The sequence below is a fragment of the Flagellimonas nanhaiensis genome, assembly GCF_003382275.1.
In the GTDB taxonomy this organism is placed as follows: Bacteria; Bacteroidota; Bacteroidia; order Flavobacteriales; family Flavobacteriaceae; genus Flagellimonas; species Flagellimonas nanhaiensis.
Window position 1 is genome coordinate 65,515 of sequence record NZ_QTJX01000002.1, and the last position, 13,073, is coordinate 78,587.

11 protein-coding genes and 1 tRNA gene are annotated in these 13,073 nt (G+C 40.8%); 6 read left to right on the plus strand and 6 right to left on the minus strand.

Annotated features, from left to right (window positions below):
* Positions 1-56 precede the first annotated feature (56 nt).
* Together era and DX873_RS07780 are read right to left on the minus strand one after the other, a co-directional pair.
* Positions 57-938 (minus strand): GTPase Era, encoded by an 882-nt coding sequence (gene era / locus DX873_RS07775; RefSeq protein WP_116183902.1) that lies wholly within the window; start codon positions 936-938, stop codon positions 57-59.
* Entirely contained in the window at positions 928-2,295 is a 1,368-nt protein-coding gene (locus tag DX873_RS07780) for an alanine/glycine:cation symporter family protein (protein ID WP_116183903.1), read from the minus strand. The genes era and DX873_RS07780 overlap by 11 nt, the downstream gene beginning before the upstream one ends.
* A 113-nt stretch (positions 2,296-2,408) precedes the next feature.
* Here DX873_RS07780 and DX873_RS07785 point away from each other — a divergent pair.
* The 5 genes from DX873_RS07785 (at position 2,409) to DX873_RS07805 (ending at position 6,606) form a co-directional block, all read left to right on the plus strand.
* A tRNA-Met gene (locus DX873_RS07785) sits at positions 2,409-2,481 on the plus strand.
* Positions 2,482-2,938: 457 nt separating this feature from the next.
* Positions 2,939-5,062, plus strand: coding sequence for an elongation factor G (locus tag DX873_RS07790; protein ID WP_116183904.1), 2,124 nt, complete (start codon positions 2,939-2,941; stop codon positions 5,060-5,062).
* 132 nt (positions 5,063-5,194) lie between these two features.
* Positions 5,195-5,323 carry a winged helix-turn-helix transcriptional regulator gene (locus DX873_RS07795; protein ID WP_262510998.1) on the plus strand — a complete coding sequence of 43 codons (129 nt, stop codon included), beginning with the start codon at positions 5,195-5,197 and terminating at the stop codon, positions 5,321-5,323.
* A 207-nt stretch (positions 5,324-5,530) separates the two neighbouring features.
* Positions 5,531-6,073: a hypothetical protein gene (locus tag DX873_RS07800; protein ID WP_147296625.1), complete on the plus strand. Its 543-nt coding sequence runs from the start codon at positions 5,531-5,533 to the stop codon at positions 6,071-6,073.
* 155 nt (positions 6,074-6,228) lie between these two features.
* Positions 6,229-6,606, plus strand: a complete 378-nt coding sequence (locus DX873_RS07805; RefSeq protein WP_116183907.1) for a VOC family protein — start codon at positions 6,229-6,231, stop codon at positions 6,604-6,606.
* Positions 6,607-6,714: 108 nt separating this feature from the next.
* Here the strand turns inward: DX873_RS07805 and DX873_RS07810 are convergent, their stop codons facing one another.
* Positions 6,715-7,755, minus strand: coding sequence for a UDP-glucose--hexose-1-phosphate uridylyltransferase (locus tag DX873_RS07810; protein WP_116183908.1), 1,041 nt, complete (start codon positions 7,753-7,755; stop codon positions 6,715-6,717).
* Positions 7,756-7,992: 237 nt separating this feature from the next.
* Between DX873_RS07810 and DX873_RS07815 the strand changes: the two genes are divergently transcribed.
* Complete coding sequence (locus DX873_RS07815; protein WP_116183909.1) at positions 7,993-8,928, plus strand: aldose 1-epimerase; 936 nt, start codon at positions 7,993-7,995, stop codon at positions 8,926-8,928.
* Between the two features lie 25 nt (positions 8,929-8,953).
* Here the strand turns inward: DX873_RS07815 and DX873_RS07820 are convergent, their stop codons facing one another.
* The 3 genes from DX873_RS07820 to DX873_RS07830 all read right to left on the minus strand — a co-directional run bounded on the left by DX873_RS07820 (position 8,954) and on the right by DX873_RS07830 (position 13,069).
* Complete coding sequence (locus tag DX873_RS07820; protein WP_116183910.1) at positions 8,954-10,615, minus strand: sodium/sugar symporter; 1,662 nt, start codon at positions 10,613-10,615, stop codon at positions 8,954-8,956.
* A gap of 116 nt (positions 10,616-10,731) precedes the next feature.
* Positions 10,732-11,862 carry a galactokinase gene (gene galK, locus DX873_RS07825; protein ID WP_116183911.1) on the minus strand — a complete coding sequence of 377 codons (1,131 nt, stop codon included), beginning with the start codon at positions 11,860-11,862 and terminating at the stop codon, positions 10,732-10,734.
* A 19-nt stretch (positions 11,863-11,881) separates the two neighbouring features.
* Complete coding sequence (locus DX873_RS07830) at positions 11,882-13,069, minus strand: Gfo/Idh/MocA family protein (protein ID WP_116183912.1); 1,188 nt, start codon at positions 13,067-13,069, stop codon at positions 11,882-11,884.
* Positions 13,070-13,073: the final 4 nt, after the last annotated feature.

The following is a 13,073-nucleotide window of genomic DNA, read 5'->3' on the forward strand; positions in this document are numbered from 1 at the left end:
ATTACTGGCCTTAGGCAATTTATCTTTAAAAATATCGGTTGTAGAAAGGGAAAGCATCAGTTATTGTAACCAAAGCGCTTGAGTTGCTGCGCATTGCTTCGCCAGTTTTTATTGACCTTAACATAGAGTTCGATATGAACTTGTTTCGCAAAAAACTTTTCTAAATCCTTACGAGCCTCTACCCCTACTTTTTTTAATGCACTTCCCTTATGCCCAATGATGATTCCTTTTTGAGTATCTCGCTCCACCATGATCACGGAGCGAATTCTGATAATATTCTCGTCTTCCAAAAATTCTTCGGTCTCCACTTCAACTGAATAGGGTATTTCCTTTTTGTACTGAAGCAATATCTTCTCACGTATGGTCTCGTTGACAAAAAATCGCTCTGGCTTATCCGTCAATTGATCTTTAGGGTAATAGGGTGGACCCTCGGGCAATAGTTCCAGTATACGTTCAAAAACTTCCTTTACATTAAAGTTCTCCAATGCAGAAATAGGATGGATTTCGGCTTTTGGCAGCTGTTTTTGCCAATGTTGAACTTGCTCTTCCAACATGTTCTGGTCCGAGGCATCAATCTTGTTGAGCAGCAAAAGGACAGGAATTTTGCTATTTTTTATTTTTTTGAAAAAGGATTCGTCCTTGAGTGCTTTTTCTCCAATCTCCACCATATAAATCAATACATCAGCATCTTCAAGAGCGGACTTTACAAAATCCATCATTGAAGATTGAAGTTCGTAAGCTGGTTTAATGATTCCAGGAGTATCGGAAAAAATCACCTGAAAATCCTCTCCATTTACAATTCCCAATATCCGATGACGGGTAGTTTGGGCCTTTGAGGTAATAATGGACAGTTTTTCGCCCACAAAGGCATTCATCAATGTGGATTTCCCCACATTTGGATTCCCAATGATATTTACAAAACCTGCTTTATGTCCCACTTTGTTTCATCTTTTGAAAGTAACTTTTTGCCGCTGCATTCACCTTTGGTGAAAGATAGAGGACGGCAATCATATTGGGTATTACCATAAGGGCATAGGCCAAATCAATCAAATTGATGACCAAATCCACCGAGGCAACTGCTGCAAAAATGATAGTCAATACAAAATACCAATTGTAGTATTTACCAATATTCGCGTTGGTTAAAAAGGATAGGCATTTAACCCCATAATACGAGTAGGTAAACAAAGTAGATAGTGCAAAAGCAGAGACAATGACCATCAAAAGGACATCTCCATAGCCAAAAAGAGATTTCTTGAACGCAATCAGCGTCATTAAAATACCGTTGCTTTCCGCTTCAAGATAAGCTCCGCTCAATATAATGACCACTGCCGTAAGGGTACAAACCACAATGGTATCAATAAAAGGGCCCAACATGGCCACCAATCCTTCTTTAATAGGCTCATCTGTTTTGGATTGTCCGTGGTACATGGGTGCACTACCCAGACCTGCCTCATTGGAAAACATGGCCCTACGCACCCCAAGAATCACCAGGCCCCAAAAACCGCCAGCGGCCATGGTCTTAAAATTAAACGCCTCAGTAACAATAAGTTTTAAAGAAGGCCAAATTTGTTCAGAATTGGTGAACATAACCACCAGAACGGCCAAAAAATAGAGCAATACCATAAATGGTACTATGGCCGATGCAACCTTGGCTATTTTCTTTAATCCTCCAAAAATCACAAAAGATGTAATTATAGCCAGGGATATTCCCACTATCAGCTGCCAATTGAAGTTACCTAAAAGTGCCAAATTTTTGTTTGGGTCAACCACATTCATAAAGGTTTGGGTGAACTGGTTTGCTGTAAAAACCCCTAAAAAACCAAATAATCCAGCTATGCTGAAGAAAACGGCCAGCGGTTTTGCTCCTTTTCCAATCCCTTGTGTAATATAGAACATAGGCCCACCTTGAAGTCTCCCGTTGGAGTCTTCTCCCCTAAACATGATTGCGAGGCTACAGGAATAGAATTTAATACACATTCCAATGAGTGCGGTAATCCAAATCCAGAAAACCACTCCTGGACCTCCCATATAAATTGCAATGGCCACTCCAGATATGTTTCCGAGTCCGACCGTGGCTGCTACCGCTGCAGACAAGGCCTGCAAATGACTCACATCTCCTTTTGCTTCTTTTGAATCGTGCTTGCCAGCTGTTATGGCTATGGCATGGCCAAAATAACGATAGGGTAAAAATTTAGACTGAAAAACAAGAAACAGGCCTCCACCGATAAGGAGGATAAGCATGGCCCATTCTGTATAGGGCAGCATTGCTGACAAAAAATCGTTGATTTTATCCATAAAGTAGAAAATCCGAATTTATGGATTTTAAGCTGGATTGACCTACTTGATTTAGGAATATTGGCTTTGGTTTGGAAATAACCTAAAAACGGTTGTATATTTGCCGTCCACATCGCGGGGTAGAGCAGTAGGTAGCTCGTCGGGCTCATAACCCGAAGGTCGCTGGTTCGAGTCCAGTCCCCGCTACTTAGAAAACCCGTTGATATGCAGTCATCAAAAACTGTTTTCAACGGGTTCTTTTTTTGATGAACCCAAAATAGCCTCGATCTCATCAATGGTCAATGCTCTTATAACAACGTGCATTATCTTGTAACGGTTTTGCCGCTAAGTTGGTTGAGGGTTGTTGCTAAATTTCTTACTCGAAGAATAATTTTGCGGTTTTCTTCCTGCCTAACCAAAAAAACTTGATTGCATAGACCACATTAAACAAAGTTTGGTTCATCCCATGCCTTACCTTCATTCATGCTCTTTGTTCCGTTTCTCTATGGACTTTGGCTATGTTTTGAGCTAATATCGCTTTCAGGATTCAACCAAAGCATAGGAATACACTCTTTTTTTATTTATAATGTGGATAAAAATCATGGTTTTTTTTAATCCGCACCTTTATTTTTAACGATATGAACTGAAAAAAACAAATCACATCATGAAAGTTTACGATGACAAGCATATCAAAAATGTGGTATTCGTGGGTGCCCATGGAAGCGGTAAAACCACGCTCGCCGAAACAATGTTGTTCGAGGCGGGTCTGATCAACCGTCGCGGAACGGTAGAGAACAAGAATACTGTATCAGATCACCATGATATAGAACACGAACGCGGGACATCGGTCCTTGCCACCCCACTGCATACCGAGTGGCGCAACTACAAGATCAACATTATCGACACCCCCGGACTTGATGATTTTATCGGAGAGATTCTTTCTTCCATTCGCGTGGCCGATTCTATCGTAACCGTCATCAATGCCCGGTATGGTGTGGAGATAGGAACAGAGATCATTTGGAACTATATTGCCCGCTACAACAAACCCACCATTTTTGTCATCAATCAAATCGATCAATCCAATGCGAATTTCGATGATAGTTTTAAAGGAATCCGCTCCCTTGTGGGATCCAATGCTGTAAAAATTCAATATCCCTTGGTCATCGATGGGGCGCAGTGTATCGTAGATGTACTTAAAATGAAGCTTTACAAATTTGGCCCTAATGGTGGGAAACCCGAAAAATTGCCCATCCCCGATAACCAAAAAGAACTGGCAAACCAATTGCACAACGAATTGGTCGAAAAGGCCGCCGAAAACGACATGGACCTATTGGAAATCTTTGTGGAGAAGGGAACGTTGAGCGAAGAAGAAATGCGACAAGGCATTAAACAAGGTATGCTCAATCATGAACTCTTTCCTGTTTTCTGTATTTCCGCCCTTCAGGATATGGGCAGCGGCCGACTTATGGGCTTTATTGATAACGTAGCCCCAGCCGCAGCCGATCTGAAACCAGAGCAGAGTGTAGAGGGCAAAACCGTTAAGCCATTGCCTACAGAACCTACAGTGCTTTTCGTATTTAAGACGGAATTTCTGCCAAATGTGGGCCAGATTACGTTTTTCAAAGTAAAATCAGGAGAACTCAAGGCAAACGACAAGCTGGTCAATGCACAGAACGGTGAAACGGAGACGTTGAATCAATTGTTTATCATGGACGGCAAGGAGCGCCGCCCCATTTCAAAATTGAACGCAGGTGATATCGGCGCCTCGCTCAAACTAAAACATACTGAAACCAACCATACTTTGCACACCGAAGGGCATCCGGTAACCATCAAGCCCATTCAATATCCCGAGGCCCGAATTCAGAGGGCGGTGACCGCTGTTGAGAAGCATGATGAGGAAAAAATGATGGAAGCGCTTAAAAAAATCCACAGCGAAGATCCCACAGTCGTCGTTTCCTATTCTCATGAGTTAAAACAACTGATCTTGGCCTGTCAAGGCGAGTTACAACTATCCGTTATCAAATGGTCCTTAGAAAACGGGTATGGAGTCAAGGCCGATTTTTCACGGCCCCGTATTGCGTACCGCGAAACCATAACCCGACCTGCTGCGGCCAGCTATCGTCATAAGAAACAATCGGGTGGGGCCGGGCAGTTTGCGCAGGTACATATGAAAATCGAACCCTGGTACCAGGATATGGCCGAGCCCGAGGGCTTTAACATACGGGGCAAAGAAGAAGTAGAACTGCCCTGGGGCGGTAAATTGGTCTTTTATAACTGTATCGTTGGCGGTGTTATCGATCTGCGGTTTTTGCCTTCGATAAAAAAGGGTATTTTGGAAGTGATGGAGTCCGGTCCGTTGACTGAATCCTATATCCGTGACGTTCGTGTCATGGTCTACGATGGCAAGATGCACACGGTCGATTCCAATGACATTGCTTTCAAGATTGCGGGAGCCCACGCTTTCAAGGCCGCTTTTTTGAATGCAAGGCCCAAACTTCTGGAGCCCATCCGTAACCTTAACGTAAAAGTTCCGGAAGATGCTGTTGGGCAGGTAATGACCGATCTGCAATCGAGGCGAGCCGTTATTTTGGGGATTGAAAGTGCCGATCAGTATCAGATTCTTCGGTGTTCCGTCCCTGAAGCAGAACTTTACGGGTATTCTACCGAGCTAAGGTCGCTCACCCAAGGCAAAGCCACATTCCATGCTACCTTTTCGGCATTTGAGCCCGTTCCAGGAAACATTCAGGAAAAAATCGTAAAAGAAAAAGGTCAACCTGTGGATGCATGATTTGGATTTAGTCCCTAAATAGGGTGTCGAACGCTACGGTCGACCCTACCCGGCAAGAAGCCGATGTCCTGTTTTTTTTAACTTCTTCGTCTTTTGTACTGACGGGCCGGAGCTTTTTGACTATGCCGGATATTGACAAGCATTATGGAACGAACCCTTAGCTTGCAACTAAAACAATTGGAAAAAGATGGACTTATCACCCGGAAGGTACATTCTCATAAACATCCATTAAAAGTCGAATATGCTCTTACCGATATTTGAAAGATCTTGATTCCAATTCTAGAATCCATTGCTAATTGGGGAATGATAGTAGCTCAAGAAAAAAGGGGAATAATTGAGTGATAAAATTTTAACCACAGATTAACGTATCAAGACACCTCTACATTAATAAAAATCAACATGTTAGATGATGAAAATCATTTGACGGGCAAATCCACTAACATAATTTGCTTGCAAAAGGAAGAAATCATGAAAGTACTATTCTTTTCTATCTCCCTTATCTTCTTTTTGGGATTGTCCTATGGACAAACGGACCATAAAACCACAGTTGGTTTTGAATTAGATGCCGTCCCCTATATTTTCAAAGGATATTATGGTTCGGTCTGGGTTGGTCATGACCATTTTAGGTATAGAGCCGTAATTACAAAAATAGAAACGCCCGACTTTGTCTTAGAAGATGGTTTCACCAATAACGAAATGAGGGTTTATGCAGCTATTGTAGATTACTTTTTTAAACCAAGCTTTGAAGGCTGGTGGATAGGACCTGGTCTAGAGTACTGGGATGCCAAGATACAAACCGACGCTGAGTTGCAAACCGCAGAATACAACAATATCATATTTACTATTGGAGGAGGATATGTCTGGAAATTTTATAAAAACTTCTATTTAAACCCGTGGGTGGCCGGTCATCTTAGAGTGGCAGGTGATAAAGAGGTGATGGTTGATCAAAGTACATTTGAAACTCCAGTGTTTATCCCTGAAATATCCTTAAAATTAGGTTGGCATTTCTAATGTTGTACCTTAAATGATAAATAGGCGAAAAATTATCCCGCTATCCACACCTGAAACTGTTGTTGAATTATCACGAGTTTTATTTGCTAAATTCGATACTGAACTGCACAACCATTTATACCCGATAACGTTGTGCACAAGCTGTAAAAAACACTATGGAATTTGATAGGACCGGAATAATATTATATACAAGTGAATATAAAAAATGTGTGGAATTCTACAGAAACATAATCGGACTTACAAAAATGTTTGAAACTGAAAATCTAACCTGTTTTAAGTTTGGAGGCTCTTATTTGATGGTGGAATTGGCGGATGAGTATCGTGGAACTGAAACAGAATCGGACCGAATCAAAACTTGTTTGCGAATGAATGTCCCAAATGTGAAAGAACTTGCCGACAAACTGACCGAAAAAAATGTGGAAGTGGATTATCAAGAACATTCTTGGGGAACAATTGCGAAATTTTTTGACCCTGATGGCAATTTATGCGCGTTTAGGGATAGTGATACCTTTGAAAAACAAATAATCAAGTAAAACAGATACTTTGCAATATCTTGGTTCTCCAATATCCAAAACCAATCCTTGCAATGCCAATATAAGTATTCCACCATGCCATAATTCTGTTATGGCATATTTTTATTGCTATTTATTTCTATAGTGGACATCAGACAATTGCCTTAAAGTTTCTGCTGCCTGCTCAGCTGTAATATCTCTTTGAGGGTCTGCAAACATTTCGTAGCCCACCATAAACTTCTTTACCGTCGCAGAACGCAACAAGGGAGGGTAAAATGACATATGAAAATGCCATTCTGGATATTCCTTTCCATCGGTTGGTTTTTGATGTATCCCTGATGAATATGGAAAAGACGTACTGAAAAGGTTATCATATTTGGTGGTAACTTTTTTTATGATTTCAGCAAAACTTCTCCGCTCTTTTAAAGAGAGGCTTGTTATTTCCGGATGATGTTTTTTTGGTGCAATCAACACCTCGTATGGCCAAACAGCCCAATAAGGCACCAATGCTATAAAATCATTATTCTCGCAAACTATTCGTTCGTTTAGATCCATTTCCTGCTCCAAATAATCCTTCAACAAACTCCTGCCATGTTCTTTCCAATGGGCAAGTTGTTGTGTTGATTTTTTTTCCACTTCTTGAGGAATAGAACTCTGTGCCCATATCTGCCCATGCGGATGGGGGTTACTGCACCCCATGAGACTGCCCTTGTTCTCAAAAATCTGTACATTGGAGATATCATCCATTTGTCCCAAAACCTTATATTCATCTTGCCAGATGGCCACAACCTTTTCAATAGCATCAATTTCCATTAAAGGAAGGGTCAGGGAATGATCTGGTGAAAAACAAACTACCTTACAAACACCCTTTTCTCCTTTTGCTTTCAACAAGCCTTCCTCAAACAAATTCCCAGGACCATCCACTTGCAATGCAGAAAAATCGTTCGTAAAGCTAAAAACAGTGTCATAGCTTGGATTTTTTTCGCCATTTGCCCTAACATTTCCAGGGCACAAGTAGCAATTTGGGTCATAGGACACTTTTTGCCCTTCAACCACATCCTCTTGCCTTCCTCGCCACGGGCGTTTTGTTCTATGTGGAGATACCAATATCCACTCACCAGTAAGGATATTATACCTTCTATGTGGATGTTTATTTATTTCCAACGTCATTTCAGCTTATTTTTAGACTGTTTTTTCAAGATTTACTATTTTACGGCTCCTATTGATCTAGTTGTTATCTTGAATATTGCACTATCTCCAAAGATATGCATTGGATTGAGGTAGACACAACTATTACAAACTCTTCAAACGAATTAATTTGGGTCAGGTGAATATTTGCAATAACCTTCCAAAATGGGAGTTCGGGATTACGGCCTTTGTTGATTTTATAGAAAAAAGAAGACAGAAATGAAATTTGAAGTACTCAAAAAATCCTGCGAAGGACTCGAGCTACTAGAGATAAAAAACACCATCAGTGGTGAATATATAAATATTGTACCTCACTACGGCGGTGCAATTAACGAGGTTGTTTTAAAGAAAGGAGAAAAATTATACTCCGTACACAAATCGGCCAAAAATCTAAAGGAATTTGAGGAAGTATCCATTCCCCTGTACTCCGGTACTTTCCTTGCTCCTTTTCCCAACCGAATAAAAAATGGGCATTACCGGTTTGATGGGATCGATTATCAATTAGAGCTTTCTGATGTTGGTCTGCCCAATGCCATACATGGCTTCATGTACAAGCATCCGTTTACATTACAATCCTTTAACAAGAATACTGGAGAAGTGGTCATGGAGGCGGAATTTACGGGAGACAAAGGATATCCCTTTAAGCTAAATTTCACAAACACTTATAAACTTGAAGAAGGCAGGTTATCCGTAAAATCATCTGTAAAGAATGTAAATGGAAAAAATATACCTTTTGGAATGGGATGGCATCCGTACATTTCCACTGGAACCGATATAGATTTAATGAAACTTCGGATACCGGGCACTTCAATGTTTGAACAGGACAAGAATTCAATTCCTACAGGGAACATCTTGGAAAATTCCAAATTTCAGGATTTCAATGACATTTCTACTCAATCCATGGACGATTGCTACAAATTGGAGGGCAACAGCACACATCTTTTGGATCCAGTTAAGGACCTGGAAATAATCATTGAACAGCAAATGGGAAACAAAGCCTTTAATTACGGCATGTATTTTATCCCTTCGAGTAGAGATTGTATTGCCATAGAGCCCATGACCCTTCCTCCCAATGGATTCAATTCTGTTAATGGATTGGCAACCCTTAAAACAGACGAAACCATTGAAGCACAATTTTCAATAAAATTGGTATAGAACATCCCACTAAACATCAAAAAAATTACCAAAAAACAGCATAGACTGCTGCCAAAATTATCATGATGGCAAAAGCTCCACTATTGAAGGTGGTATCTGTTTTAAATGTCTTTTGAGTAAATACGATTCCTTTTTCATCATCAGCACCCTTGTTCTGAAGGTGACTGACCATCATAATAACACCCATAGTTATCAGGCATGTCAAACCCATTTGATTCATCCAGGGTAATGAAGGAAATAAGCCCTCCAACGCAGTATTCTCAAACCAACCTTTAGGTCCAACCTTGAAGAACATTGCAACAGGTATGGAACTTAATACACCAATTATTGCTCCATTATTAGTTGCTCTTTTCCAGAAAAGCCCCAGTAAGAAAACGGCCAAAATACCTGGACTTACCACTCCTGTATATTCCTGTATGAACTGGAAAGCTTGGTCCAGACCTCCTAACAAAGGTGCTATCAAGGCAGCTATGATAAGGGCTGAAGCGGCTGATAGCCTACCTACTTTTACTGTTGCTTTATTGCTTGCATTTTTATTAATATGCTGCCTATAGATATCCATAGTGAAAATAGTAGCCGTTGAATTCAGCATTGAAGCCAACGACGATACTATTGCTGCAGCCAATGCCGCTATGGCAACTCCTTTTAAGCCTGTGGGCAGAAATTGCATCAACCATGGGTATGCCTTGTCCGAAGCGCCTGACGAAGGCATATTGACCATTCCCTGATTTCCAAGGTTAGAAAGTATCTCGGGGTCTTGAACAATAACATATGCTGCAATTCCTGGAATTACAACTACCAATGGAATTACCAGCTTTAAAAATGCTGCAAACAAAATGCCTTTCTGGGATTCTTTTAGGGATTTAGCGGCCAAAGTTCTCTGTATGATGTACTGATTAAAACCAAAATAGTATAGATTGGCCACCCACAAGCCCCCTACGAGTACGCCTATCCCTGGAAGATTCACATATTCCGGGTTGCTTTTATCCAAAATCATATCAAAATGTCCGGGAGCCGATTCATAAATGATCTGCAATCCAGCCATGAACCCTTGATCGTTGGAGACCGCATTCAACGCAAGATATGTGGTAACCAATCCACCCAAAACCAGAAAAACAACTTGAATGATATCGGTCCAAGCTACTGCCGATAAGCCTCCATATAGTGAATAAGCTGCTGCGAAAAGCGCCAAACCAATAATTGCATAGCCCAGGTCTATTCCCAAAATGGTCTTTAAGGCTATTCCCCCTAGGTACAATACTGAGGTTAGGTTTACAAAAACATATAGTCCAATCCAGAAGATTGCCAAAATTGTTTTCAGATTGGTTGAATATCTTTTTTCAACAAACTCAGGAATAGTGTATAGTTTCTTTTCAATAAAAATGGGCAAAAAGTATTTTCCAACGATAATCAAGGTGAGGGCTCCCATCCATTCATAGGATGCTATCCCAAGTCCAAGGGCAAAACCGGACCCTGACATTCCAATAAACTGTTCTGCCGATATATTTGCCGCTATCAATGATGCTCCAATTGCCCACCAGGGAAGCGATTTACTCGCCAAAAAATAATCCTCTGCGGTTTTTTGTTTCCCGTCCTTGTTTCTAGATACCCATAATCCTATGACCAATATTAAAGCGGCATAGCATACAAAGACCAAATAGTCCCAGAATTCAAAATTATTTTGCATAATCTAATCAATAGTTGGTTGGTATATTCTCTTGCCCGGGCATAAAATGAAGTGGGTCAGTTCCTTCTGCACTCATTCCATTTCGCCCATTTTCAGACAAGCTTACATCATAGTATTCAATTGGTTTGTCTTGTTATGGTAACACCATCACCAGTACTTACCATAATGGGTGTAAGCTCTATATTAAATTTCTTGTAATACGCTTTTGCAACTTTTTCAATGTAGGCCTTTAATCCAGATTTATGTACCAGGTTGATTGTACAACCGCCAAAACCACCGCCCATCATCCTCGAGCCGATTACATCAGTGTACTCCTTTGAAAATTCTACCAGAAAATCCAGCTCCGGACAACTTACTTCATATAAATGCTGCAACCCATGATGGGATTCATACAAGCATTTCCCCAAAAAACTCAGGTCTCCTTTAGCCAATTCTTTTACTCCCTTAACTACCCGCTCATTTTCCTGGGTAACATAAAGGGCTCTATTATAGAGCTTAGCTGGCATAAATCCTTCCATCTTTTTCACTGACTCTGACGTAACATCACATAAATATTTATATGAAGTTTTTGATTTTTGATTAATCATGTCGAGAGCCGCCTGACACTCTTCCCGTCTGGTATTGTACTCACTTGTGGACAGGTTATGTGACACATTGGTGTTTAAGAGTACAATTTTATAAGGATTGAAATCAGCCTCAACATATTCATACTCGAGTGTCTTGCAGTTCAACTTAATGAGCTGATTTTTTTTGCCCATTACAACTGCAAACTGATCCATGATTCCACACTTGGTCCCAACAAAATTATGTTCAGCATCCCTAGAAAGCTCTATGAGCTGCATTTCAGAAAGCTCTAGCCCAAACAACTCGTTGAGTCCTTTGGCCAAACCACATTCCAACGCTGCGGAAGAGCTTATGCCACTTCCCATGGGCAAGCTACTTGAGATGACGCAATCGAATCCGCCCAATTGCTCACCCTTGATCTTTTGAATTTCCGCAATTACTCCTAAAATGTAGTTGTGCCAGTGAAAATTGCTTTTCTCAATACTATCAAGATCAACACTGAACCCACTTTTGTAATCCCCTGACTTTATTGTACACGTTCTGGTACCATTTTTACTAAGGGATAGTTCAATTGTCTTTTCAATAGCGGTAGGAAGTACGAATCCACCATTATAATCCGTATGCCCCCCTATTAGGTTGATTCTTCCAGGGGACTTTACGATAATTTCAGCTTTAAAACTCATTAAAATCTTTTTGAAAATACTAATGTATTGTCAATCCGTCTTTTCGTTTTATCATTTTTCCTTGATACATGGCATCAAGTCCCATTTGAACACAAACCGAGGTGTCCGCGCCACTTTTTATTCCAGAAAGTGGTTGTTCGTTATTTAGAATACCATCCCTGAAATCCATCAAGGCCTGCTTGCTCGGTTCTTCATGCTCTATGTTTATTGGGATGCCTTTATTATCATTCCAATTTACAGTGGCACCCGAGACACCGTCCACATTCCCAAATTCTTTTTCAAATCCCTTTTCCGGATAAAACCATGCTTTTAATTGACCCATTACAATGCTTCCTTTGTCGCCAAGAATCTTTACTTGGTAATCACCCATGGCATTGCTGGTGAGACATGTAAATTTGGCCTTGACCCCATTGGGATAGCTATAAATCAAATGAATGTTGTCAAAGGTCTCTCTACCGTCTTTCCAATAATCAATACCTCCTACTCCTACGACACTTTCCGGCACATCTTCCAAAACCCAGTTTGCAAAATCCAGTTGATGCGAACATAGTTCTGCCAGCAATCCTCCGGAGAATTCTCGGTACATTCTCCAGTTTATGGCCTTCTCCCACTTAGGGTCAGGAACTGGACGTCTCCAATTTCCGTTTCTGTTCCATTGAAACTCAAAAGCGGTAATCTTACCTATTTTCCCCTGTTTTATGAGCCCCACTATATGCTGGTACAATCGAGAGCTATGAAATTGATGGCCCACCTGGAAAATTGCATCGGTTTGTGAGACCTTGCTGACCATTTGTGAAATTCCATCGTATCCCTTGGCCATTGTTTTTTCACAAAACACATGTTTTCCTGCGTCCAATGCATCAATTGCAATTTGGGAATGTGTACTGAACGGAGTGGTCACTAGAACGGCATCAATATCTTTATTGTCCAATAACTTACGATAGTCCGAGTAAGTCGTAACATTGCCCCCAGCCATTTGTTTGCCCTCTTCCAATCGAAAAGGAATTACATCGCAACAACCCACGGTTCTTAGACCTTTTATTTGGTTTATGGCCGGCATCAAACCTGTTCCCCTATCACCAGTCCCTATTATTCCAAGATTGATCATATCTCCTGCATTGCTCTTGTTTGCAAAAGAAACTATAGGGTTGCAGGCAATAGCGGTTGTTGCAATTCCTCCCTTAACAATGAATTCTCTCCGTTTCATATTT

Excerpts from the sequence above, each read along its gene's own strand:
- galK (WP_116183911.1), bottom strand. The coding sequence starts at position 11,862 with ATGAGTTTTAAAGCTGAAATTATCGTAAAGTCCCCTGGAAGAATCAAC.
- DX873_RS07805 (WP_116183907.1), top strand. The coding sequence starts at position 6,229 with ATGGAATTTGATAGGACCGGAATAATATTATATACAAGTGAATATAAA.
- DX873_RS07815 (WP_116183909.1), top strand. The coding sequence starts at position 7,993 with ATGAAATTTGAAGTACTCAAAAAATCCTGCGAAGGACTCGAGCTACTA.
- DX873_RS07820 (WP_116183910.1), bottom strand. The coding sequence starts at position 10,615 with ATGCAAAATAATTTTGAATTCTGGGACTATTTGGTCTTTGTATGCTAT.
- DX873_RS07810 (WP_116183908.1), bottom strand. The coding sequence starts at position 7,755 with ATGACGTTGGAAATAAATAAACATCCACATAGAAGGTATAATATCCTT.
- DX873_RS07830 (WP_116183912.1), bottom strand. The coding sequence starts at position 13,069 with ATGAAACGGAGAGAATTCATTGTTAAGGGAGGAATTGCAACAACCGCT.
- DX873_RS07780 (WP_116183903.1), bottom strand. The coding sequence starts at position 2,295 with ATGGATAAAATCAACGATTTTTTGTCAGCAATGCTGCCCTATACAGAA.
- DX873_RS07800 (WP_147296625.1), top strand. The coding sequence starts at position 5,531 with ATGAAAGTACTATTCTTTTCTATCTCCCTTATCTTCTTTTTGGGATTG.
- DX873_RS07790 (WP_116183904.1), top strand. The coding sequence starts at position 2,939 with ATGAAAGTTTACGATGACAAGCATATCAAAAATGTGGTATTCGTGGGT.